At 74.3% G+C, this 26,647-nt stretch carries 28 protein-coding genes; 19 read left to right on the top strand and 9 right to left on the bottom strand.

Annotated elements, in window-relative coordinates:
* Positions 1 to 125: 125 nt before the first annotated feature.
* A complete protein-coding gene (locus STTU_RS29640) occupies positions 126 to 1,355 on the top strand; it encodes an acyl-CoA dehydrogenase family protein (RefSeq protein WP_007829801.1) in 1,230 nt (409 codons plus the stop codon).
* A 212-nt stretch (positions 1,356 to 1,567) separates the two neighbouring features.
* On the opposite strand, the gene STTU_RS29645 is transcribed toward STTU_RS29640, so the two are convergent.
* Together STTU_RS29645 and STTU_RS29650 are read right to left on the bottom strand one after the other, a co-directional pair.
* A complete protein-coding gene (locus tag STTU_RS29645; protein ID WP_043256708.1) occupies positions 1,568 to 2,134 on the bottom strand; it encodes a flavoprotein in 567 nt (188 codons plus the stop codon).
* Positions 2,131 to 2,958 carry a hypothetical protein gene (locus tag STTU_RS29650; RefSeq protein WP_234019336.1) on the bottom strand — a complete coding sequence of 276 codons (828 nt, stop codon included), beginning with the start codon at positions 2,956 to 2,958 and terminating at the stop codon, positions 2,131 to 2,133. Before STTU_RS29650 ends, STTU_RS29645 begins: the two co-directional genes overlap by 4 nt.
* Positions 2,959 to 3,205: 247 nt before the next feature.
* Here STTU_RS29650 and STTU_RS34775 point away from each other — a divergent pair, with 247 nt between their 5' ends.
* The gene (locus STTU_RS34775) at positions 3,206 to 3,493 is read left to right on the top strand and encodes a hypothetical protein (protein ID WP_158678814.1); all 288 of its coding nucleotides are present in this window, start codon (positions 3,206 to 3,208) and stop codon (positions 3,491 to 3,493) included.
* 121 nt (positions 3,494 to 3,614) lie between these two features.
* Here STTU_RS34775 and STTU_RS29655 read toward each other — a convergent pair whose 3' ends face one another.
* Complete coding sequence (locus tag STTU_RS29655) at positions 3,615 to 4,202, bottom strand: TetR/AcrR family transcriptional regulator (protein ID WP_007829810.1); 588 nt, start codon at positions 4,200 to 4,202, stop codon at positions 3,615 to 3,617.
* A gap of 72 nt (positions 4,203 to 4,274) precedes the next feature.
* Between STTU_RS29655 and STTU_RS29660 the strand changes: the two genes are divergently transcribed.
* The 13 genes from STTU_RS29660 to STTU_RS29720 all read left to right on the top strand — a co-directional run bounded on the left by STTU_RS29660 (position 4,275) and on the right by STTU_RS29720 (position 15,353).
* Entirely contained in the window at positions 4,275 to 5,105 is an 831-nt protein-coding gene (locus STTU_RS29660) for a class I SAM-dependent methyltransferase (RefSeq protein ID WP_043256711.1), read from the top strand.
* Between the two features lie 589 nt (positions 5,106 to 5,694).
* Positions 5,695 to 5,880, top strand: a complete 186-nt coding sequence (locus tag STTU_RS29665; protein ID WP_007829817.1) for a hypothetical protein — start codon at positions 5,695 to 5,697, stop codon at positions 5,878 to 5,880.
* Between the two features lie 154 nt (positions 5,881 to 6,034).
* Positions 6,035 to 6,220, top strand: a complete 186-nt coding sequence (locus STTU_RS29670; protein ID WP_043256713.1) for a hypothetical protein — start codon at positions 6,035 to 6,037, stop codon at positions 6,218 to 6,220.
* 532 nt (positions 6,221 to 6,752) lie between these two features.
* Positions 6,753 to 7,343, top strand: a complete 591-nt coding sequence (locus STTU_RS29675) for a hypothetical protein (protein ID WP_234019337.1) — start codon at positions 6,753 to 6,755, stop codon at positions 7,341 to 7,343.
* A gap of 680 nt (positions 7,344 to 8,023) precedes the next feature.
* Positions 8,024 to 8,533: a DUF5709 domain-containing protein gene (locus tag STTU_RS29680; protein ID WP_009063004.1), complete on the top strand. Its 510-nt coding sequence runs from the start codon at positions 8,024 to 8,026 to the stop codon at positions 8,531 to 8,533.
* A gap of 82 nt (positions 8,534 to 8,615) precedes the next feature.
* Positions 8,616 to 8,876 carry a type B 50S ribosomal protein L31 gene (locus STTU_RS29685; protein WP_007829825.1) on the top strand — a complete coding sequence of 87 codons (261 nt, stop codon included), beginning with the start codon at positions 8,616 to 8,618 and terminating at the stop codon, positions 8,874 to 8,876.
* A gap of 254 nt (positions 8,877 to 9,130) precedes the next feature.
* Positions 9,131 to 10,144 (top strand): alcohol dehydrogenase AdhP, encoded by a 1,014-nt coding sequence (adhP, locus tag STTU_RS29690; RefSeq protein WP_043257852.1) that lies wholly within the window; start codon positions 9,131 to 9,133, stop codon positions 10,142 to 10,144.
* A 187-nt stretch (positions 10,145 to 10,331) separates the two neighbouring features.
* The gene (locus STTU_RS29695) at positions 10,332 to 11,189 is read left to right on the top strand and encodes an ABC transporter substrate-binding protein (RefSeq protein ID WP_043256715.1); all 858 of its coding nucleotides are present in this window, start codon (positions 10,332 to 10,334) and stop codon (positions 11,187 to 11,189) included.
* 142 nt (positions 11,190 to 11,331) lie between these two features.
* Positions 11,332 to 12,417, top strand: a complete 1,086-nt coding sequence (locus STTU_RS29700) for an NAD-dependent epimerase/dehydratase family protein (protein ID WP_043256717.1) — start codon at positions 11,332 to 11,334, stop codon at positions 12,415 to 12,417.
* A 114-nt stretch (positions 12,418 to 12,531) separates the two neighbouring features.
* Entirely contained in the window at positions 12,532 to 13,248 is a 717-nt protein-coding gene (locus STTU_RS29705) for a glycosyltransferase family 2 protein (protein ID WP_007829835.1), read from the top strand.
* The gene (locus STTU_RS29710; RefSeq protein WP_043256719.1) at positions 13,245 to 13,964 is read left to right on the top strand and encodes a TIGR04282 family arsenosugar biosynthesis glycosyltransferase; all 720 of its coding nucleotides are present in this window, start codon (positions 13,245 to 13,247) and stop codon (positions 13,962 to 13,964) included. Before STTU_RS29705 ends, STTU_RS29710 begins: the two co-directional genes overlap by 4 nt.
* The gene (locus tag STTU_RS29715) at positions 13,961 to 14,764 is read left to right on the top strand and encodes a class I SAM-dependent methyltransferase (RefSeq protein ID WP_078519060.1); all 804 of its coding nucleotides are present in this window, start codon (positions 13,961 to 13,963) and stop codon (positions 14,762 to 14,764) included. The genes STTU_RS29710 and STTU_RS29715 overlap by 4 nt, the downstream gene beginning before the upstream one ends.
* 286 nt (positions 14,765 to 15,050) lie before the next feature.
* Complete coding sequence (locus tag STTU_RS29720; RefSeq protein ID WP_007829838.1) at positions 15,051 to 15,353, top strand: YciI family protein; 303 nt, start codon at positions 15,051 to 15,053, stop codon at positions 15,351 to 15,353.
* Positions 15,354 to 15,426: 73 nt separating this feature from the next.
* On the opposite strand, the gene STTU_RS29725 is transcribed toward STTU_RS29720, so the two are convergent.
* Positions 15,427 to 16,989 (bottom strand): MFS transporter, encoded by a 1,563-nt coding sequence (locus tag STTU_RS29725; RefSeq protein WP_007829839.1) that lies wholly within the window; start codon positions 16,987 to 16,989, stop codon positions 15,427 to 15,429.
* A gap of 302 nt (positions 16,990 to 17,291) precedes the next feature.
* Here STTU_RS29725 and STTU_RS29730 point away from each other — a divergent pair, with 302 nt between their 5' ends.
* Complete coding sequence (locus STTU_RS29730) at positions 17,292 to 19,178, top strand: discoidin domain-containing protein (RefSeq protein ID WP_007829840.1); 1,887 nt, start codon at positions 17,292 to 17,294, stop codon at positions 19,176 to 19,178.
* 143 nt (positions 19,179 to 19,321) lie between these two features.
* On the opposite strand, the gene STTU_RS29735 is transcribed toward STTU_RS29730, so the two are convergent.
* The gene (locus STTU_RS29735) at positions 19,322 to 19,924 is read right to left on the bottom strand and encodes a DNA-3-methyladenine glycosylase I (protein WP_311607712.1); all 603 of its coding nucleotides are present in this window, start codon (positions 19,922 to 19,924) and stop codon (positions 19,322 to 19,324) included.
* Positions 19,897 to 20,118, bottom strand: coding sequence for a hypothetical protein (locus STTU_RS29740; protein WP_202429710.1), 222 nt, complete (start codon positions 20,116 to 20,118; stop codon positions 19,897 to 19,899). The genes STTU_RS29735 and STTU_RS29740 overlap by 28 nt, the downstream gene beginning before the upstream one ends.
* Before the next feature lie 232 nt (positions 20,119 to 20,350).
* Here STTU_RS29740 and STTU_RS29745 point away from each other — a divergent pair, with 232 nt between their 5' ends.
* Positions 20,351 to 21,229, top strand: coding sequence for an NAD(P)-dependent oxidoreductase (locus STTU_RS29745; protein ID WP_009062988.1), 879 nt, complete (start codon positions 20,351 to 20,353; stop codon positions 21,227 to 21,229).
* 104 nt (positions 21,230 to 21,333) lie between these two features.
* On the opposite strand, the gene STTU_RS29750 is transcribed toward STTU_RS29745, so the two are convergent.
* From STTU_RS29750 to STTU_RS29760, 3 genes are all read right to left on the bottom strand, one after another.
* A complete protein-coding gene (locus STTU_RS29750; RefSeq protein WP_010271563.1) occupies positions 21,334 to 21,525 on the bottom strand; it encodes a hypothetical protein in 192 nt (63 codons plus the stop codon).
* 89 nt (positions 21,526 to 21,614) lie between these two features.
* Positions 21,615 to 23,621, bottom strand: coding sequence for a hypothetical protein (locus tag STTU_RS29755; RefSeq protein WP_007829844.1), 2,007 nt, complete (start codon positions 23,619 to 23,621; stop codon positions 21,615 to 21,617).
* 76 nt (positions 23,622 to 23,697) lie between these two features.
* Positions 23,698 to 24,753 (bottom strand): hypothetical protein, encoded by a 1,056-nt coding sequence (locus tag STTU_RS29760; protein ID WP_043256721.1) that lies wholly within the window; start codon positions 24,751 to 24,753, stop codon positions 23,698 to 23,700.
* A 177-nt stretch (positions 24,754 to 24,930) separates the two neighbouring features.
* Between STTU_RS29760 and STTU_RS29765 the strand changes: the two genes are divergently transcribed.
* The gene (locus STTU_RS29765) at positions 24,931 to 26,016 is read left to right on the top strand and encodes an S-(hydroxymethyl)mycothiol dehydrogenase (protein ID WP_007829846.1); all 1,086 of its coding nucleotides are present in this window, start codon (positions 24,931 to 24,933) and stop codon (positions 26,014 to 26,016) included.
* Positions 26,016 to 26,645: an MBL fold metallo-hydrolase gene (locus STTU_RS29770; RefSeq protein WP_007829847.1), complete on the top strand. Its 630-nt coding sequence runs from the start codon at positions 26,016 to 26,018 to the stop codon at positions 26,643 to 26,645. Before STTU_RS29765 ends, STTU_RS29770 begins: the two co-directional genes overlap by 1 nt.
* The last annotated feature ends 2 nt before the right edge of the window (positions 26,646 to 26,647 follow it).

Here is a 26,647-nt window from a genome sequence, read left to right on the forward strand (position 1 = left end):
GCGCAACGTAACACCCGCGCGCGGAGCCCGTCGGGGGCGAGGGAGGCGGTTGACATGCTCTACCAGCCGGTAACAGACTCGGGTTACTTGAGGTAACAGCATTCGCCACGCGGGAGGGGCCGGTCATGGCCGAGTTCACGATGGATCTCAACGAGGAACAGCGGGAGATCCGCGACTGGCTGCACGGCTTCGCCGCCGACGTCATCCGGCCCGCCGCGGCCGAGTGGGACGAGCGCGAGGAGACGCCCTGGCCGGTGATCCAGGAGGCGGCCAAACTCGGCATCTACTCGCTGGACTTCTACGCCCAGCAGTTCTTCGACCCGACCGGGCTCGGCATCCCGATGACGATGGAGGAGCTGTTCTGGGGCGACGCGGGCATCGGCCTGTCGATCGTCGGCACGGGCCTCGCCGCGGTCGGCGTGCTCGCCAACGGCACCGAGGAGCAGATCGGCACGTGGGTGCCGCAGATGTACGGGACCCCCGACGACGTCAAGGTCGCGGCCTTCTGCTCCTCGGAGCCCGACGCGGGCTCGGACGTCGCGGGGATGCGCACGCGCGCGGTCTACGACGAGGCGAAGGACGAGTGGGTGCTGAACGGCACCAAGACCTGGGCGACCAACGGCGGGATAGCCAACGTCCACGTCGTGGTCGCGGTCGTGGACCCCGGGCTCGGCTCCAAGGGCCACGCCTCCTTCATCGTCCCGCCCGGAACGAAGGGCCTCTCCCAGGGCCAGAAGTTCAAGAAGCACGGCATCCGCGCCTCGCACACCGCCGAGGTCGTCCTCGAGGACGTGCGGGTGCCCGGACACTGCCTGCTCGGCGGCAAGGAGAAGCTCGACCAGCGCCTCGCGCGGGCCCGCGAGCGGGCGAAGGCCCAGGGCGGCGAGCGGATCAAGAACGCGGCGATGGCGACCTTCGAGGCGTCCCGCCCGGCGGTCGGCGCGATGGCGGTCGGCACCGCCCGCGCCGCGTACGAGGAGGCCCTGGAGTACGCGAAGACCCGCACCCAGTTCGGCCGCCCCGTCATCGACAACCAGGGCATCGCCTTCCAGCTCGCCGACATGCGCACCCGTATCGACGCCGCGCGCCTCCTCGTGTGGCGCGCCTCCTGGATGGCCACCACGGGCAAGCCCTTCACCTCGGCCGAGGGCTCGATGTCGAAGCTCTTCGCGAGCGAGACGGCCAAGCAGGTCACCGCGCAGGCGATCCAGATCTTCGGCGGGAACGGCTACACGCGCGAGTACCCGGTGGAGCGGATGCACAGGGACAGCGCGATCTACACGATCTTCGAAGGCACGAGCGAGATCCAGCGGCTCGTCATCGCGCGCACGCTCGCGGGAGTACCGATCCGCTGAGCCGTGGTTCCCGCGGAACGTGCGCAGTGCCGATGTCGGAGCGGGGCTCTCCCAGGATTTCGGGAGAGCCCCGCTCCGGCGTCAAGAGGGTGGCACGTGGGCTGCTGGGCGATGACGGGGAGATCGACTTGCACGCGGGCGGCGAGGGCGGCGTGCTCCTCATCGGCCGCGCGCTGGAGAGTGAGCAGGCCATCGGGGGATTGATGCGCAAGCTACGCCCGAGGGGGCACCGTCTGACGGACCGCCTCACGCACGGCGCTCACCGCGAGATCCCACGGGAAGTCCCGCGCCGAGCCCGTCTTCGGCGGATGCGGCTCCCCGGGCCCGAAGACGAGCTGCACGCCCTGCCCCCGCAAGTTCTCCTCGGCCACGCGCACGGCCGGCTGAGCGTAGAGCGAGGCGTTCCAGAAGGGCATCGCCACCACGGGCACGGCCATGTGCACGGCCTCGGCCACGATCCCGAGCGCGGCCGTATCCGTGATCCCCGCCGCCCACTTGCACGTGGACGTCGTCGTGAGCGGCGCGAACAGCATCGCGTCCGCCTTCGGCAACGACGACGCGCCCCGCACGTCCTGGCCAGGCACCCGGTACTCCCACACCGCCGGATGCCCGGTCACCTCCTCCAGCTCGCCCATGCGCGGCTCCCACCACCGCGCGGCCGTCGGCGTGAGAACGGCATGGACGTCCCAGCCGTCCGCCTGCGCGGCCCGCACGCCGTCGTCCAGGTACTGGGTCGGGCCGGCCGCGCTCGCAAGGAGATAGAGAACTGGACTCGTCATGCCGGGAGTCCACCCCGACGCGCAAGATCACGCAAGCCCTGGTCCGGGCGCGCGGTCGCGCCCAGGACATCACCCACGAGTGCCACGGACGCGGCGCGGCCGACGATCTCCTCGGGCGCCAGATGCGCCGCCTTCACGAGCGATACGGCGGCATCCGCCTTTCGCCGGGTCGGGAGCTGGGCGCGCGCCATCGTGACGAGGTGCCGGGCCCGTCGTTCCCGGCTGAGCCCGTCGACCGCCTCGGCGCTCAAGGTCTCGGCCGCCCGGAGCGCGTCCCACCCGTCCTCGAAGCGGACCGTGACATCCACCTCGTGCAGGCCCACGTTCGTCGGGCCGAAGCTGGTGTAGTCCGCGTTCATGTCGGAGCCCAGTCGCGCCGCCGCCTCCCCGGCCTCGGCTACATGCTCGGCCGCCTGGCACACGGACGTAGGGCTGCGCCCGCCACCTGAGGCCGCGAGCGCCGCGTTCAGGTACAGCATGCCGAGAGTCGACAGCCCCACGGGGCCCCGCCGTTCCAGGTCGGGGGCGAGCCGGTGGGCAGTGCAGACCGCGAAGGCGCGCGCGGCGTCCGGGTGGGCCTGACGGGTGAGTGACTTCGCGACTCGACGTGCCGCTGCGCCGATCGCCACTGGGTCCCCGGATCGCTCGGCTGCGGCCAGCGCGCGGTCCGCGACGACTGCGGCCTGGGTCGCGGTCGCGGAGCCGTACTTGTGCAGGAACGACGCCGTGAGCTGTAGCGTGCGCGACAGCAGGACGTGTGCTTCCCCGGCGCCTGGCGACGAGGCGTCAGCGGCAGCTTGCGCGAGGGGGAGGAGGGCGGCCAAGTCCCGGCCGAGGGAACCGTAATGACACGCCTGGAACGGCAAGAATGTCCTCGCCCCCGAACAGCAACTTGACCTGTCCCGAACCCCCGACGTCATTCGCGCTCAACGCCACTACTGACGACTCCGGCAGCGATACTGCCCGACTCACATCGACGCCTACTACGTCGCCACCAGCAAGCTCTGGAGCGGTCTGGCCCACCGCCACTACCAGCTCACCCACCGCGCCGAACTCCTCCACGACCTGGTCGTGGTCAAGGCACCCACCGTCGAACGGGACAAAAAGGCCCCATGGCTGGAAGCCGCTGGATACCCCGAACACATCACACCGGTCAGCCTGTTCGCATCAGGTCACTGGAGGCGATCGATCCTCAGTGACGACCTCCTCGCCGTCACTCGGGCCATCGCCGAATTCCACCGCCGCTTCCCTCTGCGGGCGCCCCTGCGAGGCACCGGCCGCACATGGCTCAGCACAACCATCGAGGCCACTGCCAGACAGGTCGAGGGCCTCGCGAATCCGGCAATCAGCGCAGGCTGACGCAGATGGGATGCCCAACTGAATCGGTGAGGACCCGCGCGTCTTGTCCCCGCGCGTCTGGTGATCCGGCTTGCCCGCACCCGGCTCCAGCAGCCGGGCATTTGCGACCTGGGCGCTCAGGTCACGATTGGGGTGGTCGCAAGGCGCCGGCGATGACGGTGGTCACCATCTTGCGGACGGTGGTGGTTTGCGGTGGGGCGCTTGTCCGGTCGGCGAACAGCAGGTGCCCGGCCCCGACGAGGGTGGGCGCGAGTGTGTCGATGTCGGCGTCACCGGCCAGGCGCCCCGACTCCCGCTCGGCGGCGAGGTATGCGGCGATCATGGCGGTGCCTTGCATGGCCAGCGGGATACCGGTCAGACCGGCCTCACGCAGCCGGGCGCGGAGGCCGTCGCGGAAGGTGACGAGCGCGACGACTGCCACCGTGACCGGCCCGAACAGATCCTGCAGGGCGTCGGCGAGGTTGTCCACCACGCTCCCGGTGCCGGCGGCGGCAAGCAGAGTCGTGGTTCGGTCCTCGACGCCGCGGACGCGGTCGAGGACCAGCTCCGCCAGGAAAGCGTCGAAGTCGGCGAAGTGCCGGTGCAGCACGCCCTTGGCGCAGTTCGCCTCCTCCGTGACCGCCCGGCTGGTCAACGCGTCGGGCCCGTCCCGGAGCAGGACGCGCTCGGCGGCTTCGAACAACTGGCCGCGCACGTTGTGGATGTGCACCCCTGACGGCATTGTCTCCCTTTCCGCGCCGCCCGCCTTAACAAGTGGGCAACCGCCCATTAGTGTGGGCGCATGCCCACTTTATCGCAGGGACAGCCGGACAAGTCCGGCCCCGAGCCCCACCGCCACCGGCAGACAGCCGAGTCGTTCGGCGTCGACGCCGAACGCTACGACCGCGCCCGACCTCCGTATCCCCAGGCCCTGGTGGACAGGATCGTCGCGGCAAGCCCCGGTCGGCACGTCCTCGACGTCGGGGCCGGGACCGGCATCGAGGCTCGGCAATTCCAGGCGGTCGGCTGCACGGTGCTCGGTGTCGAACCCGACGAGCGGATGGCCGCCTTCACACGACGCAGCCGCGTTGAGGTCGAGGTCGCCAGGTTCGAGGACTGGCAGCCGGCCGGGCGGCAGTTCGACGCGGTCATCGCCGGCACCGCCTGGCACTGGGTGGACCCTGTCGCCGGCGCGGCCAAGGCGGCCCAGGTGCTCCGGCCCGGCGGCCGGCTGGCTCCGTTCCATCACGTCCCCCAGCTCCCGGCCGAGGTGATCGACGCCCTCGCCCAAGCCCTCCAACGGGTCGCCCCCGATTCCCCGTTCAACCCCGGCCTGCTGAGAGGATCGGCCGTGGACGCATACCAGCCACTGTTCGCGAAAATCGCCGACGGGATCCGGCAGACCGGCAGCTTCAGCGAGCCGGAACAGTGGCGCTTCGCCTGGGAGCGCACCTACTCCCGAGCGGAGTGGCTCGACCAGCTCCCCACCTTCGGCGGCCTCACCCAACTCCCCGCAGACAAAATGGAGGAGGTCCTGGACAGCGCCGGAACCGCGATCGACAAGCTCGGCGGCCACGCCACCATGCCCTACACATCCGTCGTGATCACCTCGACCCGCTCCAACACGGCCTGACCGCCGCAAACGTCGGGCGTCGCCGGGCGCGTGAGCAGACTGGTGAGCTCGGCGACGTCCCCGGGGAGGCAGGGAAGAGGACCTGCAGGCGGGGAAGGTTCCCCGGCCTCTTGCGCCGGGCCTCGGCGAGACCCGGCACCTCCGCGTCGGCCAGTGGGCTTCCGCGATGAGCACCCTAGAGGCGACTGCCTACGGTTGAGCGGGACATCGACCGCCGACCTGTCCCACCCAACCGTAGGCACCGCGGGTCAGACCCTCGCCCTGCCCACAGTTATCTGGGACAGGACAATGACGATGACGACGACGGCAGAGCGCGACGCACGAATCCGACTTGCTGACGCCGTCGCCATACCGGCTCGCGCCGCCTCCACGAGGAGGTTGCCCCGGTGACCAACAACGTGGACGTGACAGCGCTCCCCGATGTTGGGACGCTCAGCGGGCGGCAGCTCCGTGGGGTCGCCTGCGGGTGGTGCCGCGCCCCACTCCGACCCGGGATCGACGACGTCGATCTCGGCCACCGCCGACGCGAAGACACCGGCACCGCCTCGTTCCCGAGGGCGTGCTCCTCCCGCTGCGGAGAGGGGGATCGGTGACCACGCCCGGCGTCCCCGCGCGCTCGATCGGCTGGTGCGCGTGGCACCGTGGCCTCGCCGACGACCCCGTGCTCATCCAGGTCGTCGAGCAGGCGTCCGGGCCCGGCAGCGCGGGCCGCCTCTACGCCTGCCCTCGCTGCCGCGAGTCGTATCAGCTCACCCCCTACGTGGAGAAGCGATGACCACGCAGGAGGAGAAGGTCGCGTTCCGCGCCCTTGAAGCCCATTCCGCCGCGTGCTCGCGATGCCGGGCCGACGGTGACGGCTGCCCCGAGGCGGCGGCCCTGTACCGCGCCTGGCGGCCGACCCTCAACCTCGCGCCCCCTGGAGGCCGATCGTGAAGACCCGCACGTGCGAGCGCTGCGGCCAGGTCCTCCGGCCCGGTGAGAAGACGCAGCAGGTCTTCCGCGACTCCGTCTCGGCGCCGCGACCGTCCGCCACGATCCACGCCGAGTGCCCGCACGAAGCGGCGCGGTGGGCAGCGGCACGGGAAGCCGTGCGGCGCCGCCGCGACGCCCCTTGACTCCCGCCCCACGCCCCCCGTCGAGGGCGGGACGCCGCAGCCCCGGCCGGAGGCAGGACCGGCCGGGGCTCATGGCAGCAGGTGCTCACCTTGCGGTCGAGAGCGTAGGCGAGGTGGCTGATCCCCGCGTCGGAGCGTCCGGCTGCGATGCCCTGGAAGGTGTCGCGGCTCATGCCGACGTCCTCGGCGAGCCCCTCCTGGGTGCGGTTGCAGCGGAGGGGGCGGGCTCGGAGGCGTTCGCCTGCCTGGCGGTGCAGGCCGGATCGCCACGGCGGGACTTGATCTTGGGGCGGCGTTCGACAGACGTCAGGGGCGCCCGGATCATGTGGCCGCAGCTACTTTCAGGCATTGCCCGTCAACGATTTATACGATCTTCGAAGGCGCGAGCAAGATTCAGCGGCTCGTCATCGCGCGCACGCTCGCGGCTCGGTGACGGAACCCGTCGCGGCCCACTGGCGGAAACCCGTGGCGGGGCGTGCGGCCCGGCTGGCACCATCGCCCCGGCACGGACGGCCCGTGCCGGGGCGCGGTCGTGCCCCGCTCGTCCCTGCCGGAGCCCCTCGTGCACAAGATCCCGACCCTCTTCGTCCGCGACCCGGAGAACCGCAAACGGTTGCTGCCCGAGGTCGCGCCGGAGTGCGCGTGGGTCGTGGCGGGCGAGGGCGCGGCGACCCGCAAGTACGACGGCACGTGCGTCCTGCGCGACGAGGCGGGGGAGTGGTGGGCCCGCAGGGAGGTGCGCCCCGGGCGGGTCGCGCCTCCCGGCTACCTGGCGATCAGCACCGACTCCCGCACGGGCAAGGCGATGGGCTGGGAGCCCATGGCCGGATCGACGTTCCTGCGCTTCCACGCGGAGGCGCTTGACGGGACGGGTACGGACCTCGCCCCCGGCACGTACGAGCTGGTCGGGCCCAGGATCAACGGGAACCCCGAGGGCGTCGCGCGCCACACGCTGCTGCGGCACGGCTGGATGGCCCCGGACGTCGCGGCGGAATTCGCGGCGGCGCCCCGCGACTTCGGCGCTCTGCGCGCGTGGGTCACGGCGCGTCCGTACGAGGGCGTCGTGTGGCACCACCCGGACGGCCGCAAGGCGAAACTCAAGGTGCGGGACTTCGGGGCCTGACGCACGGGGCGCGCACCTGGAACGCGGGGACCCGGCCCGCGTGTCCCCGCATGGGGTGTGGGCAAAGGGCGGCCCCTGCCGGACGGGGGGACCGGCAGGGGCCGCGGTGGGAGGGGCAGCGAGGGGGGATTCGCGCCTCGCCTCCCACACAGGTGAACGCTAGAGCATCGCCCCGTGTTCCCGCGCCCTTTCCGGCCCCGAACGCCGCGCGCCGTCCGTTTTTCCTGCCGCGAGCGCTCCCGGCGCCGAGCGGGCTGATCAGCGGCGTACGGGGCCACTGCGGCCGGTGCGCGCGGCCCGCCCCCTGCGGCCCGTCTTTGCCGTGAATTTGTCAAAACTGTTGACTAATCGGGGTCGACGGAATCGGCACCACGTCACTTCCGGAGAGCCGTCCCAACCGGTCGGCGCGCCCACAGGCCAGGTCCGCGCCCGCGAGATCCCGACCCCGGGACCAAGAAGGGGCACGGCAAGCAGTCCCCCGGAGCGTGACCCCCCGCGCTCGCGCACGCACAACGCGTCCGGAGTGCGTGCGCGGCCGTGAGCGGGGTACCGGGGCTCCCGTACGAGCGCTGCGCGGCCTCACCCGTTCGGCCCATGCGCGGTGGCCCGCGTCCACGCGGCGCCCCACGCTGGCCGGGAGGCGCCGCTCGGCGTGCACCGATGACCGGGAGGAACCACTCGTGGACAGCGATGACACGGGCCGCGGCGACGACGTCTACCAGCCGGACGGCTCCGAGGAGCGGGACGACGACGACTTCGCCCAGCTCGACTACGACGACACCCTCCTCGACCCCGACGTGAAGGACCCGCTCGACGAGGGCTACTCGCCTGTGGAGCGTCCCCTCGCCGCCGACCGGGACGGCACCACGCTCGCCGAGAGCGAGGAGGGTGAGACGCTCGACCAGCGCCTGGCCGAGGAACTGCCCGACATCGGTGACCCGCAGGGCGACGGCCTCGGCGACGCGCTCGACACGGACGGCGAGCTGCGCGACGACGAGGTGGGCGAGGACCGCTCGGGGCGGCTCGTCGCCCCGGACGAGGGCCTCGGGCCCGACACCGAGAAGGACATGGTCGCCTCGGACGTCGGCATCGACGGCGCCGCGGCCTCCGCCGAGGAGGCCGCCGTGCACGTCGTCGAGGACGACGAGAACGACCTCCCCGTCGACGAGGACGTCAACGACCTTCCCTGAACGGCCTCAGCCGGAGGGCCGCCCGCATCCCGGGCGGCCCTCCCCGGAACCCCGACGGCCTTTCCCGATTGGAGCCGCAGCGATGCAGAAGGACAAGCAGCCCGACTACCACCCCGTCGTCTTCCGCGACCGGGCCGCGGGGTACGCCTTCCTCACCCGCTCCACCGCGACCAGCGGCGAGACGGTCCAGTGGGACGACGGCGAGACGTACCCCGTCGTCGATGTCGAGATCTCCTCCGAGAGCCACCCCTTCTACACCGGCAAGGCGCGGGTCGTCGACAGCGAGGGACAGGTCGCCAAGTTCCAGAAGCGGTACGGCGGCGAAGGCGGCGGCGCCCGCTGAGCACGGGCCGGGCAGTGCCGCGCGCGGGCCCCGGCGAGCGCCGCGCGGCCCGGCGCCTCGTCCCGCGCGGTGCTCGCGCGCTCGCCGGGGTCCTGCGTGCCCTGGCGCTCGCCCGGCTCGCCGTGCGGCACGTGCCGCACACCCCGCACCTGCCGCACCTGCCGCACGCCCTCGCGGGCACCGTCCGCGAGGGCGCCGCGCCCGGCCCGTACCCCGGCGGTGACCCGCTCCCGCCGCAGCCCACGGAGGTCCGCATGAAGGCAGCCGTCGTCCCCGGCTTCACCGAGCCCCTCGCCGTCGAGGACCGCGAGATCCCCGCACCCACCGGGCGCCAGGCACTCGTGCGCATGGAGACCTCCGGGCTCTGCCACACCGATATCCACGCCGCGCGCGGCGACTGGCCCGTCAAGCCCTCGCCGCCCTTCGTGCCGGGGCACGAGGGCATCGGCATCGTGGAGGCCACCGGCCCCGAGGCGGGACACCTCGCGGTCGGCGCCCGCGTCGCCGTGCCCTGGCTCGGCACCGCGTGCGGCCACTGCGACCACTGCGTCTCGGGCTGGGAGACGCTGTGCCTCCAGCAGCAGAACACCGGCTACTCGGTCGACGGCACGCACAGCGAGTACGCGCTCGCCGACGCCGACTACGTGGTGGCGGTTCCCGAGGGCATCGACCCGCTCGACGCCGCGCCCCTGACGTGCGCCGGCGTCACCACGTACAAAGCCGTCAAGGTCGGCGGGACCCGGCCCGGACAGCGCGTCCTCGTCTCCGGGATCGGCGGCCTCGGGCACCTCGCGCTCCAGTACGCGCGGATCTTCGGCGGCGAGACCATCGCCGTCGACATCACCGACGAAAAGCTCGCCCTCGCCCGCGAACTCGGCGCCGACCACGTCATCGACGCCCGCGACCAGGACGTCGCCGAGGAGGTCGCGCGGCTCGGCGGCGCCGACGTCGCGATCTCCACCGCCGTCGACAACGACTCCTTCCGCGCCGCCTACAGCGCCCTGCGGCGCGGCGGCACCCTCGTCCTCGTCGCGCTCCCCGCCGAGGGAAGCCTCGAACTGCCCGTCTTCGAGACCGTGCTGAGCGGCAAGACCGTCGTCGGCTCGATCGTCGGCACCCGGCAGGACCTCGCCGAGGTCTTCCGCCTCCACCGGCTCGGCCGCACCCGCGTCATCCGCGAGACCCGCCGCCTGGAGGACATCAACCTCGCGATCGACGAGGTGCTCTCGGGAAAGGTCACGGCGCGACTCGTCTTCGACCTGCGGTGAGCGCGTGCCGCTGACAGCGTGTCAACTGCTCCTGGCAAGCGGCGAGTTCCGGACAATCGTCCGGCCCCGGTTTTCTTTCCCGGGGCCGGTGCGCCCTTGTCCGGCACACCTTCGGGGGCCAGGCTGGGACCCGGGGACCGACGGACGGTCCCAGGGCCCCGGGCGGGCCGTCGAGGGGGTGGAGCGGATGTCATCGACCACTTGGGAGTTCACCGACGACCGCGGGAGCGTGATCCGCGCGGCGCGGCGGCCCGAACGCGTCGTCGCCTACATACGTGCCGGAGCCGCGCTCCACGAGTACGGGCTCACCCCGGCCGGGATCTTCGGCTCGGGCCACGACGGCGAACAGGCCGACCCGGTCAAGGCGGGCGACCTCCCGGCCGACGTGCCCTATCTCGGCGCGGGCAAGACGCTCGACGAGGAGGCGCTCGGCGCCGCCGCGCCGGACCTCGTCGTCGACGTCACCTACGACGACCACTTCGCCTACGCCGTGGACGAGGGCGTCGCGGCCGGACTGGGGGTGCCCGTCGTCGCGCTGTCGGTCGCGGGCGGCACCCCGCTCACGAGCCTCGTCGCCCGCTTCGCCGCTCTGGCCGAGGCGCTCGGCGTCCCGGCGGACCCGGCGGCGGGGGACGTCCTCGCGGAGGCCCGGACGGCGGTACGCACCGCCGCGGCCGGCCCCGGCGCCCCGCGCGTCCTCGTCCTCTCGGCGGCGGGCACCGAACAGGTGCACCTCGCACGCCCCGGCACCTGGCCGGAACTGCGCCACCTCGCCGAGCTGGGCGTCGACCTCGTGGACCCCGGCCCCGGGCCCGGCCTCAACTGGCTCACCACCGACTGGGAGTACGCGGCCGGACTCGGCGCCGACCTCGTCCTCGCCGACGCGCGCGGCAACGCCGTCCCCCCGGTGGACCTCGCCGGAGTCCCCGGCTGGACCCGTCTGACGAGCGGCCACCCGGTCCTGCCCTGGAACCCGGAACTGGCCCCCGCCCCGCGCGCCACCGCCCGCTTCCTGCGGGACGTCGCCGCGGCCCTGACGGACTGACGGACCGGCCCGCCGGGCGGTGGCGGCGAGGGAGACCCGGCACGGACGCGCGTGCCGGGGACTCCCGCACCCGAGTACCTCGCCGCCACCGCCCGGCGCGTCCTGTCCCGCCCCCGCCGGGCGGCCCCTAGGGTCCCCGCTCATGCGCGTACTCGTCACCGGCGGTGCCGGTTTCATCGGTCGTCACCTCGTGGCCGCCCTCGCGGACCGGGGCCACGAGGCCCTCGTCCTCGACGCCCTGCTCCCCGCCGTCCACCCCCACGGCCGTACCGTCCCGCCACCCCGCGCCGCCGGGCTCGTCCACGCCGACGTGCGCGACCCCGACGCCGTCGACGAGGCCCTGCGCGGCATCGACGCGATCAGCCACCAGGCCGCCATGGTCGGCCTCGGCAACGGCGTCGCCGACGCCGCCGACTACGTGGGCTGCAACGACCTCGGCACCGCCGTCCTCCTCGCCGCTGCGGCCCGCGCCGGTATCCGCGCGCTCGTGCTCGCCGGTTCGATGGTCGTCTACGGTGAGGGTCGCTACACCTGCGCGGCGCACGGACTCGTACGCCCCGGACCGCGCGCCGAGGCCGACCTGCGCGCCGGTCTCTTCGAGCCCCGCTGCCCCACGTGCGGCGCGGCCCTCGCCCCCGGACTCGTCCCCGAGGACGCGCCCGCCGACCCCCGCAACGTCTACGCCGCGACGAAGCTCGCGCAGGAGCACCTCACCGCCGCCTGGGCCCGCGCCACGGGCGGCAGCGCCCTCGCCCTGCGCTACCACAACGTCTACGGCCCCGGGATGCCCCGCGACACCCCCTACGCGGGCGTCGCCTCCTTCTTCCGCTCCGCGCTCGCGCGCGGCGAGGCACCCCGCGTCTTCGAGGACGGGGCGCAGCGACGGGACTTCGTGCACGTACGGGACATCGCGGCGGCCAACGTCCGCGCGCTCGAAGCGCTCACCGGGTCCGCCATGCCCCCGGGCACCCTCACGGCCTACAACACGGGCAGCGGCACCCCGCGCACCCTGCTCGCCATGGCCCGCACCCTCGCCACCGCGTGCGGCGGACCCGCGCCGCGCGTCACGGGCGAGTACCGCCTCGGCGACGTACGGCACATCACCGCCGACTCCGCACGCCTCACGCAGGAGCTGGGCTGGCGCGCCGAGGTGCCCTTCGACGAGGGCATCGCGGAGTTCGCCAGGGAGCCGATGCGCGAGCCGACGAGCGCGACGGCCGGGGGCTGACGCGCCGCGCAAGGCGGGTGGGGCGGACCCCGGCGCCGCCCCGCCTTCCTCCGTCCCGCGTTTCGTAGGGCCGCGCTGCCCGATTCGCGGCATTCGTCTTCGTACGGTGTGCCCATGAACCACCCCACCCCCACGCCGCTCGCCACCCCCCACCCCACCCCGCCCGCCCCCGTGGACCTCGTCCTGCCCTGCCTCAACGAGGCCGCAGCGCTGCCCTGGGTGCTCGGCCGCGTCCCCGAGGGCTGGCGCGCCGTCGTCGTCGACAACGGCTCCGACGACGGCTCCGCCGAGATCGCCGCGGCGCACGGCGCGCACGTCGTCACCGAGTCGCGGCGCGGCTTCGGCGCGGCGTGCCACGCCGGGCTCGAAGCGGCGACCGCCGAGTTCGTCGCCTTCTGCGACTGCGACGCCTCGCTCGACCCCGGTCTCCTGCCCGCCTTCGCCGCACGCGTCTCCTCCGGTGCCGCCGACCTCGTCCTGGGCCGCCGCAGGCCCGCGCGCGGAAGCTGGCCGCCGCACGCCAGGCTCGGCAACGCCGCGCTCGCCCACAGCCTGCGCCGCCGCACCGGGCTCCCGCTCCACGACCTCGGGCCCCTGCGCCTGGCCCGCCGCACCGCCCTGCGCGAACTCGGCCTGACCGACCGGCGCAGCGGCTACCCGCTCCAGATGGTCGTGCGCGCGGCCGAGGCCGGCTGGCGCGTCGAGGAGCGCGACGTCCCGTACCTGCCCCGTACCGGCACGTCGAAGGTCACGGGGACGTGGCGCGGCACCTGGCAGGCCGTGCACGACATGCGCCGCGTGCTCGCCGCGGCCGGAACGGAGGCCCGGTGAAGAACGCCCAGGTACCCGCCGCCCGCCCCGTCCCGCCGGACCTCACGCTCGCCGTCATCGCGAAGGAACCGCTCCCCGGGCGCGTCAAGACCCGGCTGTGCCCGCCCTGCACGCCGGCCCAGGCCGCAGGACTCGCGCGCGCCGCGCTCCACGACACCCTCGCGACCCTCGCCGCGCTCCCCGCGTGCCGCCGCGTCCTCGCCCTCGACGGGCGGCCGGGACCGTGGCTCCCGCCGGGCTTCGACGTGATCCCGCAGGTGCCCGGCACGCTCGACGTGCGCCTCGCCGCGGTCTTCGGCGCGTGCGAGGGGCCCGTGCTCCTGCTCGGCATGGACACCCCGCAGATCGACGCCGCCGCGCTGACCCCCGTCCTCGCCCCGCACGCCTTCGCGCACCACGAGGCGTGGCTCGGTCCCGCGAGCGACGGCGGCTTCTGGGCGCTCGGGCTCGCCGCCCCGTCGGCGCTGCCCGTCCCGCGCGCCGCTCTGCTGCGCGGCGTCCCCATGTCCCGCCCCGACACCGGTGCCCTCCAGCGCGCGCGCCTGCACGCCGCCGGACTGCGCACCGGCACCCTCCCCACGCTCACCGACGTCGACACCGCCCCCGACGCCCTGAGCGTCGCGACCCTCGCTCCGCACTCCCGCTTCGCCGCCGCCGTCGGCGCCCTGCCCCAGGGGCTCCTGACGTCCTGTACGACCACGGGGAGCCACCCATGAGCGCCCCGCCCCGCGTCCCGCGGACCCGCCCCGAGCCCGTCGCGCCCGATCCGGCCGTTCCCGAGCCCACCGTTCCCGAGCCCACCGTCTCCGAGCCCGCCGTCTCCGAGCCCGCCGTCTCCGAGTCCGCCGCGGCGGAGGCGCTCGACGCGCACGAGGAACACGCCTGGAGCCGCTGCGACCCCTGGAGCGCGGCGCTGCGCTCCGGGCGCGGCCCGCTCTACCTGCACCGCGAGGACGGCACCCGGCACCCGCTCGACATCGAGCGCTGGTGCGCCGCGCCCGACGCCGCCGACCGCACCGTCATCGAACGCTGCCGGGGCAGCGTCCTCGACATCGGCTGCGGCCCCGGGCGCTTCCTGGTCGCGCTCGCCGAACGCCGCCTCACCGCTCTCGGCATCGACGCGAATCCGCACGCCGTCGCCCGCGCCGTGCGCGCGGGCGGCGGCGCGTTGTGCCGCTCCGTCTTCGCGCCGCTGCCCGGCACCGGAAGCTGGCACACCGCGCTGCTCGTGGACGGCAACATCGGCATCGGAGGCGATCCGCCCCGGCTCCTGCGCCGCACCGCCGAACTCGTCCGCCCCGGCGGCACCCTCCTCGTGGAGACCGCCGCGCACGCCCTGGACGAGCGCCTCAGCGTCCGCGTCGGCGACGGTCGCGGTGTCCACGGGACCCCCTTCCCCTGGGCCCGCCTCGGCAGCACCGCGCTCCTGCGCCACGCGGAGGAGACGGGCGCGTGGGCGAAGGCGGGGGAGTGGGAGGCCGGTGGCCGCCGCTTCGTGGCCCTGCGCCGGGCCTGAGCGGCCCCCCGTTCGGGTGATACGGGTGCGGGCCCGCCCGCGAGGCGCCCCCGGCCCCCGGCGCCGGGGGCCGGGCGAGGGGCGGCGGGAGCGCGACGAGGACCGGCGCTCCCGCCGCCGCGCGGCCCCGCGTGCCGCCCCGTCAGTGCCGCGTGGCCCGGCCGGGCGCTCCCGTCCCCGTTCCCGCCCCGCGCGTCCGGCGTGTCCGAGGTGCTGGAATCATGGCGCCGCACCACCGCCGCGAGCCGCCGCCCGGCGCACCCGAACTCCGAAAGGACGTGCCCCGATGGCACTCTTCGCCGTCGTCTACGCCTACCCCGCGGGCAGCGAGGGCCCCCGCGACACGCACCGCCCCGCCCACCGCGCCTTCCTGAGCGAGCTCGCCGACCGCGGGCTCATCCTCGTCTCGGGCCCGCTCAGCAACCCGGCGGGCGAGGGCGGACTGCTCATCTTCCGCGCGGCATCCGCCGAGGAGGCCCTCGCCCACACCGAGCAGGACCCCTTCCGGCTCCAGGGTCTCGTCGAGAACGTCACCGTGCACGAGTGGAAGGCGGCCGTCGGGCCGCTCGCGGAGAGCTTCGGGGCCTGAGCGGTACGAGGTCCCCGCGAGTACGGGGCCGCCCGGCGGCGTGCGCCGGGCGGCCCCGTACCCGTACGCCCCCTCAGGTGGCGATCGTCTGATCGCCCGTCGCCGGGCGCCCCCAGCGGTAGATCAGTCCCGTCAGGACCACGCCGAGCCCGAAGATCGCCGCCGACCACCAGAACGCCACCGTGAAGCTGTGCATCTGGGCCTGCGCCAGCACGAGCTTCGTGGGCCGCTTGCCCACCACGTAGTTCGTCGCCGCCGTCGTCGCGAGCGTGTTGAGCAGCGAGGTCCCCACCGAACCGCCCACCTGCTGGCACGTGTTGACCATCGCGGAGGCGACCCCGGCGTCCTGCGGGCGCACGCCCGCCGTCGCCATGTTGAACGCGGGGGCGAAGATGAGACCCACGCCGAAACCGGTGAGCAGCAGCGGCGCCAGGATGTGCGCCGCGTACGTGCTGTGCAGATCGAGCCCCGTGAGCCAGGCCATGCCCCCGGCCGCGAAGAGCATCCCCGGCGGGACGAGCGGCTTCGGCCCCGTGCGCGGCAGCACCGCGTTCGTCACCACGACGGACATCACGATCATCACGCCGACCATCGGGAGGAAGGCGAGTCCCGTCTTGATGGGGGAGTAGCCCTGGATCTGCTGGAGGTAGTACGTCAGGAACAGAAAGACGCCGAAGAGCCCCGCGCCCGCCAGGAAGATCGCCAGGTACGAGGCCCCGCGCTGCCGGTTGAGCACGACGCGCAGCGGCAGCAGCGGGTGCGCCGCGACCCGCTCCCGGACGACGAAGAGGACCAGGAGCACGACTCCGCCGACGAGGAAGCCCCACGTCTGCGCCGAGCCCCAGTGGTGCCGCTCCGCGTTCGAGAAGCCGTAGACGATGCAGAAGAGCCCCGCGGTCGCGAGGAACGCGCCGGGCAGGTCGAGCCCGGGACGCTCCGCCGGGCGCCCGCCCTCCAGGAGCCGCGCCCCGCCCACGATGGCGAGCACCGCGAAGATCAGGTTGACGTACAGGCACCAGCGCCAGTCCAGGTACTCCGTGAGCACACCGCCGAGCAGGAGCCCCACCGCACCGCCCGCGCCCGCGACGGCCCCGTAGATCCCGAAGGCTTTCGCGCGCTCCTTGGCGTCCGTGAACGTCGTGGTGAGCAGCGAGAGCGCGGCGGGCGCGAGCATCGCGCCGAAGACCCCCTGCGCCGCGCGGGCGACGACGAGCATCTCGAAGCTCTGCGCCGCGCCCCCGACCGCCGAGGCGGCGGCGAAGCCGACGAGCCCCGTCAGGAAGACGATCTTGCGGCCGACCATGTCGGCGACCCGGCCGCCGAGGAGCAGCAGCGAGCCGAAGGCGAGCGCGTAGGCGGTGATGACCCACTGCCGGTTGCCGTTGCTGAACCCGAGGGCCTTCTGCGCGGACGGCAGCGCGATGTTCACGATCGTCGCGTCCAGGACGACCATGAGCTGAGCGGTCCCGATGACGGCGAGCACCCACCAGCGGTGGGCCTGGGCCCTGTTCCTGACGATCTCCCGCTTGGCCTGCCGCTCGGTCTGCCGCCCCGCGTGCCGTCCCTCGCCCCCGCCCTGCCCGCCGCTCGAACCCCCGCCGCCCTGGTCGGCCGGGCCATCGGATCGGTGCTTCATGGTCTTCAGCCCTTCGACGCTCCGAAATATCACATTAAAGGCGGCATAGGGCAGTGGCGAGCGGGGTGGGGCCGTACGGGGAGGGGACGTGCCGAGGGGAGCGCCGACAACACTTTTCCTTCAGGAAATGAAGCGACAACTGGCTTTTACCGTAACCGAGTTGCTGATGGGCCGAGTTTGGTTAGAAGTCTTGACGACCTCCTTGGTGCTCGGTTTACTCACGCCGCAGAACACGAACCGGCTCCGGCACCGGTCCCCCCACGTCGCGCACCCCCCCCCACCTCCTCCGACAGGAGTGCTCCATGCCCGCCCGCACCCGCCGCACCCCCCACCGGCGCGCCCTCACCCTCGCCCTCGCGACCCTCTCGGCCGCGAGCCTCCTCGCCGTGCCCGCCCTCGCCGACCCCGGCCCCCGCGCCGCCCCGCGCGCCGCCGCGGCCGCGTGGGACACCGACCTCGCGGCAGAGGCCGTCGCCGCGAACCCGGGGGCCGCCTCCGCCTCGGGCGGCACCGCCGCCGACGCCTTCGACGGCGACGACGGCACCTCCTGGACCAGCGAGGACTCGGCCACCGCCTGGCTGAGCGTCGACCTCGGCAGCAGGCTCCGTATCGACCGCGTCGTCCTCGACTGGGGCGCCACCTACGGCAAGAAGTACGTCGTCGAGGTCTCCGGCGACGGCACCGACTGGCAGCCCTTCTACACCGAGGACCAGGGCAACGGCGACACCGTCACCGCCCAGACCTACCCGCAGGAGGTACGCGGTCGCTACGTCCGCGTGCGCGGCGTCGAGCGCTCCGCGGCCGGCGGCTACGTGCTCGCCTCCTTCAAGGTCTACGGCGGCGACCCCGCCCCCGCCTCCACCTCGCGCACCAACCTCGCCCTGCACCACCCCGCCTACGGCGACCTCTACCAGGGCGCGGGCGCCAACCCCTCCTTCGTCACCGACGGCGGCATCCCCGCCGGACTCACGGGCGACGCGACCCGCTGGGCCAGCGACTGGAACGCCGACCGCTGGGTCGCCGTCGACCTCGGCGCCTCCTCCACCATCGACAGCGTCGACCTCTACTGGGAATCCGCCTTCGCCGTCGACTACGAGATCCAGGTCTCCGACGACAAGCAGAACTGGCGCACCGTCTACCAGCCCTCCGCCGACGAGGTCGCCGCCCGCCGCGCCGACATCGGCACCCCCGGCCAGTCCGCCGGGAAGCACGACACCGTCCAGCTCCCCGAGCCCGCCACCGGGCGCTACGTCCGCATGCTCGGCAAGGAGCGCCGCTCCTTCTACAACCCCGCACCCGCCACCGCGCAGTTCGGCTACTCCCTCTACGAGTTCCAGGTCTGGGGCACCGGCGGCAGCGCCGACGCCGCCTACCCCGCGCTCCCCGCGGACCAGGGCGGCGACTACCGCACCACCTTCTTCGACGACTTCGACAGCGACGGGCTCGACCGCTCCAAGTGGCGCGTCGTGCGCACCGGCACGGAGATGGGCCCGGTCAACGGCGAGTCGCAGGCGTACGTCGACTCGCCCGACGCGCTCAGCACGCGGGACGGCGTCCTCCAGCTCAAGGCGAAGTACTGCCAGGGCTGCACCGAGGCCGACGGCACCACCTACGACTTCACCTCGGCCCGCATCGACACCAACACCAAGTTCGACTTCACCTACGGCAAGGTCAGCGCCCGCATGAAGCTCCCCGTCGGCGAGGGCTTCTGGCCCGCCTTCTGGATGCTCGGCAGCGACGTCGACGACCCCAAGGTCTCCTGGCCGGGCTCCGGCGAGACCGACATCATGGAGAACATCGGCTACAACGACTGGACCTCCAGCGCGCTGCACGGCCCCGGCTACTCCGCGGACGGCAACATCGGCGCGCGGCAGACGTACCCGGACGGCGGCGCCGACCAGTGGCACACCTACGCCGTCGAGTGGAAGCCGACCGGCATGACCTTCTCCGTCGACGACCGCGTCATCCAGGAGACGAGCCGCAACACGATGGAGTCCACGCGCGGCCAGTGGGTCTTCGACCACAACCAGTACGTGATCCTCAACCTGGCACTCGGCGGCGCCTACCCGGCCGGGTGGAACAAGGTCACCTCGCCCTACTGGGGCCTCCCGCAGTCCAGCGTCGACAAGATCGCGCAGGGCGGCGTCCAGGCCGACATCGACTGGGTGCGCGTCGAGCAGAAGGGCTGAGGCCCGCGGCCCGGGTCCCTCGCAGCGGGCCCCGGGCCGCAGCACCCGGCGCGCACCCCCGGTCCCGGCACGGCGACCCCCACCGCCGTCCGGGACCGGCCCCGCACCTTGCGGGGGCCGAGGTGCGGGACCGGCCCCGCACCTCAGCCCCCGCTCAGCTCCCCGACGACGAAGCAGTCCCCCGCGTGGTCGTCCACGACCCCGGTGGCCTGGAGGAACGCGTACGTGATCGTCGTCCCCACGAACGAGAACCCCCGCTTCTTGAGGTCCTTCGCGAGCCGGTCCGACAAGTCCGTACGGGCCGGTGGCCGCGCACCGCGCGCCCGGTGCCGCACCACGGGCCGCCCGTCCACCCACGACCACAGGTACGCGTCGAAGGAACCGAACTCCTCGGCCACCGCGAGGAAGGCCCGCGCGTTGCGCGGCAGCGAGGCCACCTTGAGCCGGTGCCGCACGATCCCGGCGTCCCCGAGCAGCGCCTCCAGCTTCCCCGGCCCGTACTCCGCGACCGCCTTGACGTCGAAACCGTCGAGCAGCCGCCGGTAGTTCTCCCGCTTGCCCAGCACCGTCGACCAGGAGAGCCCGGCCTGCGCGCCCTCCAGGACCAGCATCTCGAAGAGGTAGCCGTCGTCGTGCGACGGGCGGCCCCACTCGCGGTCGTGGTACTCCGTCATCGACCCGGACGTGCCCTCCGCCCAGGCACAGCGCCGCACCGCGCTCACGCCCGCACCCCGAGCAGCGCGCACAACTCCGCCTCGTTGCCCGCGAGCCCGGCCTCCCGCAGGGCGGCGTCGGCCTCCGCCATCGGGCCCGCGAGCAGCACCGCCGCCGCCGGCGCCGTACGCGGATCGGCGAGGACCGCCCGCGTCGCCTGCCGCAGCCGCAGGCAGGCCCGCGCCGCCCGCGCCCGGCGCTCGTCCGTCCTGTCCCGTACCGTCACCACACGCTCCCCGTCGTCCCGGCGCCGGCCCCGTGCCGCACGCCCGGCCCCCAGCGTGCACCACCCCACTGACAACGCCCCCTGATCAGGCGTCGCACGGCCCGGCCGCGCCACCCCCGGCACCCGTCCGGCGGGGCGGAACCGGCCGGGTGGTGCCAGGGTGGAGGGGGCGAGGGGCGACAGCGACCCCGCCCGGCCCGCGGGCCGTACCGCACGTCAGGGAGGAACCCTCATGTCCGACGCACCCCTCGTCGCCGTCCTCGGCACCGGCATCATGGGCGCGGGGATGGCCCGCAGCCTGCTCCGCGAGGGCCTCTCCGTGCGCGTCTGGAACCGCAGCACGGACAAGGCGCGACCGCTTGTCGCGGACGGGGCGGAACTCGCCGCCGATCCCGCCGCCGCCGTGCGCGGCGCCGACGTCGTCCTCACGGTCCTCAACGACGGCACGGCGGTCGCCTCCGTGATGGAGCAGGCGGCGGAGGGACTGCGCGCGGGGCAGCCCTGGCTCCAGGCGTCCACCGTGGGCCTCGCGGCCACCGCGACGCTCGCCGAGAAGGCCGCCGCACACGGCGTCGTCTACCTCGACAGCCCCGTCTCGGGCACGAAGGAACCCGCCGAGCAGGGCAAGCTGATCGTCCTGGTCTCGGGTGACGAGGCGGCACGGCCCGCCGTCACGCCCGTACTCGACGCGATCGGCCAGCGCACGGTGTGGGCGGGGAGCGAGCCCGGCGACGCGACACGCCTCAAGCTCGTCGTGAACTCCTGGCTCGTCAACCTCGTGAGCGCCGTCGCCGAGTCCCTGAACGTGGCCGACGCGCTCGGCGTGGACCCGCGGCTCTTCCTCGACACGGTCACGGGCGGGGCGCTCGACAGCCCGTACCTCCAGATGAAGGCGGACGCGCTCCTGAAGGGCGCACTCGACCCCAGCTTCGCGCTCTCCACCGCTCTGAAGGACACGCGCCTCATCCTGGAGGCCACCCGCGGCAGCGGCGCCCGCCTCGACCTCCTCGACGCCACGGCCGCCCGCTTCGCCCGCGCGCGCGACGAGGGACACGGCGGCGAGGACATGATCGCGACGTACTTCGCCGGGCAGCCCGAGGGGAATGCCTGAGAGACCCGACGGGGATGCCTGAGAAGTCCAGGGGGATGCCTGAGAAGGGCGTCCGCGCGGGGCGTCCGCGAGGCGGGCGGACCGCCGCCCGCCTCGCGGACGCCTCACTCCGGTTCCCGTCGTCCCTCCTCGGGCCGCAGCCCCAGCGCGTCGAGCAGCCGGGCCAGGTCGTCGGCGTCCCTGGCCCGCGCGGCGAGCGCCCTGCGCGCCCTGCGCCGCTCCGCCGCGAGGGCGGCCCCCAGCGTCTCCGCCTCGTGCCGCTCCAGGCGGTCCCTGTCACGCTCGTCGTGGCTCATCGCCACAGTGTCCACGCCCCGCCCCGGCCCCGCCCGGCGAAGCGACGGCACACGGCCCTCCCGGAGGGGCCCTCGGGTGTTCCGGCCCGTCAGCGCCCCACCTCGTCCAGGGTCTCCCCGTTCCCCAGTCGTGCCCGCACCCGGACGGGCCCGTCCTCCGGCGCCCGCACGGCGAACGTCGCCCCCGGGTGCGTGCCCGAGACCGCGCCGCTCGTGGTGAGCGCGGTGACCTGGCGGCTGCCCGCGCCGAGCGCGTACCAGTGCCCCTGCGGGGACTTCCAGCGCGCGCCCGCCACGACGTGCTGCCCGAAGCGGCTGCACGCCGCCGTGTCGTCCGCGCGGGCCACGACCTCGACGGGGGCCGCGGGGCGCGCCGCCGGGGTGCGCAGCGACAGGAACACGTCGCCGCGCCCCGCCCACGTGTCGGCGCGCGTGCACGCCCACACCGCCTCGCCGCCGCCCTCGGGGAGCCGCTGCGCCGCGTAGTCCCACGTATTGACGGCCCGTACGCCCTCGCCGCGCAGCGCGCCGAGGCGGCAGGCGAGCCGCGCCCACGTCACGAGCGCCCGGGAGCCGGTGGCCTCGCGCGGCTGCCTGGCGGGGGCGCCCGCGCCGGGCGGCGGCGTGTAGGTGAGGTGCACGGGGGAGAGGGCGCCGAGGTCGGTGAGGAGGAACGAGTGCTTCTCGACGATCCGCGCCGAGGAACGGAACTGCACGACCGGCCACGTGCCGCAGCCGCCCCCGGCGGGCGGTTCGGGCAGCGGCGAGGTGATGCCGTCCTTCGACACGCCGAGGGCGCGGGCCGGGGTGTCGGGGCGCAGCAGGTCCCGGGTCGCGGACTCGTCGATCCACGGCGCCGTGAGCCAGCGCGCGCCCGCCTTCGACCGGTGCAGGACGAGCGCGGCGGCCGTCGTCACGTCGGCGTCGTCGGTACGGCCCACCTCGAAGGCCGCGCCGCCCCCCGAGGCGGGCTCCGTGTACCGGGCGACGCGGTCGCCGTCGTGGAGGAGCACGACCGCGTCCCCCTCGACGTTCCCCGCGTACAGCAGTCGCGGCGAACCCGTCGGCGCGCCCGCCGGTGTCCCGGGAGCCCGCGTGAACGCGATGCCCGCCGCGCGGCCCGTCCGCCCGTCCTCGCCGAGCGCCCCGCCCGCGCGCGCCCAGGCGTTGAGGGCCTTCGCGAGCAGGTCCGTGTCCTTCGTGCGGGAGCCGCGCGCGGGCCACGCGGTGAAGTCCACCCGCGCGGTGTCGTCCCAGGAGGTGCGGGAGCGGACGACGAGCCGGTCCGGGTCGAGCGCCCCGCTGCCGTGCGGCACCGGCGGGGGCCCGGTGAGGGGCGTGGCGCCCGAGCCGACGACTCCGAGGACGCCGCCCGTGACGACCAGCGCCGTTCCCGTGATCAGCCCGAGGCGCACCCGGTGCCTGCGGCGCAGGAGGTCCGTGGGCTGGGTGCGCAGCGAGGAGGGGTCGAACTCGTCGGAGCGCACGAGGGCTTCGGCCGCGCCCCGCGCCGCCCCGGCGAGACCCGCCGCGCGCTCACGGGCGCCCGCTGGGTCCTCGACCCCGAGGCGTACGAGGACGTCGTCGACGCCCTCGGGGGGAAGCTCGTCCAGCGTCGCGAGGACGAAGGCCGCGCGCGTCGCGCCGTCCGTCTGCCCGAGCGCCTGGTCGAGCGCGACCTCCTCCGTGCCGCCCGCGTGCGGGAAGAGCCGCAGGCCGATCACGGTGGGCAGCCCGGGGCGCAGGGCGCGCGGCGGCGGCAGGCGGTGCGGCCACCAGGAGGGGCGGCGCGCGTGGCGCAGCGCCTCGCGCAGGACCTGCTCGCGCACCCAGGCGTACCCGGGGCGCTCGTGGGCGCCGCGCGGCGCGGGGACCCGGCGCGGCGCGGGCCGCAGGAGTCGCGTGCCCGTGCCCGGCAGGGCCCGCTGCACGATGCCGTGCGCGGTGAGGACCCTGCGGTGCCGCGTGAGCGAGGTCGGCAGGACGAGGTAGGTGAGCCGTACGAGGCGTGCGTACCGCTCGACGAGGGCGGCTTCGGCGAGGTCGAGGTCGATCCGCTCCCCGGCGGTGGGGGAGGGCCGCGAACGCGTCGGCATGGGGGCGCCTTTCGAGTGACGGGGCGTGGGGCGTGGTGCACTCCGTCAAACGAGTGATGTGTGTGACAGTCACACCTCACTTGCCGGGACGGGGTGGGGGCGCCCCCTCGCGCACGAGCCGGGCCGCCGCCTCCTCGACGCGCGGCAGCAGCGCGGCGGCCGTCCGCTCCCCGCGCGCCCGCAGGTCCGCGTACGCGAACAGGCCCAGGTCGGCGAGGACGTCGCGGAAGCCGGGCAGCAGGCGACGGTGGGCGGCCGGGGCGTCGGCGGAGAGGACGGTGTGGCAGCGCGCGAGCGTCGCGACGATCCAGAACACCGCCTCGCGGTGCAGGCCCCGCTCCACGAGATCCGCGCTCCCGTCCACGGCGACGGGCCTGGCCTCGGGCCGCAGGTCGGCCGCGTAGGGGAACGGCGTGCGCGCGGGGACCCCGGACGTCGCGTCGAACGTCTCCGTGAGCACGGCGAGGTGCTCGGTCACGCGGGCCCGGTCCAGGTGGGCGCAGCCGAGCGCGCCGAGCAGGTCCTCGTACAGCCCCTCGTGCGGGCCCGGCACGAGGACTTCGCGGACGGCGGGGTAGCGCAGCCGGATCGTCGGGTTGCGCAGCGCGGCGACGAGGAGGACGTGCGCGGTGACGCCGCTCGGGAACAGCCACGCCGTGACCTGCCGGTGCCAGGGCGCGTCCGCGGGGATCGCCGCGAGCCCGTTCCGCACCCGTCCCGCCGCGTGCGCGCAGCGGCGCAGGACGTGCTCCGGGCGGGCGAAGCCGCGCGCGACGTCGGCGACGAGCGCCGCGAGCCGCCCGTCCGGGTCGGCGACCAGGGTGTCCGTACGGGCCAGGGGCGGCGCCAGGTGGTAGTCGCCGAGCACCGCGTGCGGCGAGGCGAGCGCCGCCCACGGCTCGTACGTGACCTCCAGGAGCGCCCCGGCGTGCCGGAACTTGCCGGGCTTCGGGGGCGGCCGGGGCGTGTCGAGCGCGACGACGAGATCGATGTCCGCGTACGGCGAGAGCGTGTCCGCCGCGTCGAGCCCCACCGTCGAGCCGCTGAAGTACGCCCCCGCGAAGCCGGGCAGCGCGCGGCCGTGCCGTGCCACCCAGTCGTGGGCCGCCTTTCGTGCCGTACCGACGCGCACGGCGCCCCCCTTCGACGGAAACCGACAGGGTAGCGGGCGCGGCGCGGACCCGCCGGGAGTCTCCCCCTCGGCGGTGGGCAGGGGGTGCTGGGGGAGAATCGCCCCTGTCGCGGACCCTCCGCATTCCACGCGGGCACCGAGCGGGTCGGACAGGTCGGAACGAGAGAGGCGGCATCCATGCCACAGCAGGTTCAGGGCGTCATCGCGCGGGCGAAGGGGGCTGCGGTCGAGATCGCCACGATCACCGTCCCGGACCCCGGGCCCGGCGAGGCGGTCGTACGCGTCCAGGCGTGCGGGGTCTGTCATACGGACCTCCACTACCGGGAGGGCGGGGTCAACGACGAGTTCCCCTTCCTGCTCGGCCACGAGGCGTCCGGCATCGTCGAATCCGTCGGCGAGGGCGTCACCGAGGTCGCCCCCGGTGACTTCGTGATCCTCAACTGGCGCGCGGTGTGCGGGGAGTGCCGCGCCTGCGAGCGCGGCAGGCCGCAGTACTGCTTCAACACGCACAACGCGAAGCAGCGGATGACGCTGGAGGACGGCACCGAGCTGACCCCGGCGCTCGGCATCGGCGCCTTCGCGGAGAAGACCCTCGTCGCCGCGGGGCAGTGCACCAAGGTCGACCCCGAGGCGTCCCCGGCCGCCGCCGGTCTCCTCGGCTGCGGCGTCATGGCGGGCATCGGCGCGGCCATCAACACGGGCAACGTCACGCGCGGCGACTCGGTCGCCGTCATCGGCTGCGGCGGAGTCGGCGACGCGGCCGTCATGGGCGCACGCCTCGCCGGAGCGTCGAAGATCATCGCCGTCGATGTCGAGGACCGCAAGCTGGACACCGCCCGCGGCCTCGGCGCGACCCACACCGTCAACTCGCGCACGACCGACCCGGTCGAGGCGATCCGCGGGCTGACCGGCGGCTTCGGCGCCGACGTCGTCATCGAGGCGGTCGGCCGCCCCGAGACGTACGAGCAGGCGTTCTACGCCCGCGACCTCGCCGGGACCGTCGTCCTCGTGGGCGTCCCGACCCCCGAGATGCGCGTCGACCTGCCGCTCATCGACGTCTTCGGGCGCGGCGGCGCCCTCAAGTCCTCGTGGTACGGGGACTGCCTGCCCTCGCGGGACTTCCCGATGCTCATCGACCTCTACCGCCAGGGCCGCCTCGACCTCGACGCCTTCGTCACCGAGACGATCGCGCTCGACGAGGTCGAGCAGGCGTTCACGAAGATGCACGACGGCGACGTGCTCCGCTCGGTGGTGATCCTCTGATGGCCGTACGGATCGAACGCGTCGTCACCTCGGGCACTTTCTCGCTCGACGGCGGCACCTGGGACGTCGACAACAACGTGTGGCTCGTCGGCGACGACCACGAGGTCCTCGTCATCGACGCGGCGCACGACGCCGAGGCGATCGCCCGCGCGGTCGGGGACCGGCACGTCGTCGCGATCGTGTGCACCCACGCGCACGACGACCACATCGACGCGGCCCCGGCGCTCGCCGAGGTCACCGACGCCTCCGTGCTGCTCCACCCGGAGGACGTCCCGCTCTGGAAGCTCACGCACCCGGGGATACTGCCGGACGGCGAACTGGCGGACGGCCAGGTCCTCGGTGTCGCCGGTACGGAGCTGACGGTGCTGCACACGCCGGGCCACTCGCCCGGCGCGGTGTGCCTGTACGCCCCCGCGCTCGGCACGGTCTTCACCGGGGACACGCTCTTCGCGGGCGGGCCCGGGGCCACGGGGCGTTCCTTCAGCGACTTCCCGACCATCATCGAGTCGATCCGCTGGAAGCTCCTCGGACTGCCCGCCGGGACCGAGGTGCGCACCGGGCACGGCGACAGCACGACGATCGGCGCCGAGGCCCCCCACCTGGACGAGTGGGTCGCCCGCGGGCACTGAGG

The organism is Streptomyces sp. Tu6071 (assembly GCF_000213055.1).
Lineage (GTDB): Bacteria > Actinomycetota > Actinomycetes > Streptomycetales > Streptomycetaceae > Streptomyces > Streptomyces evansiae.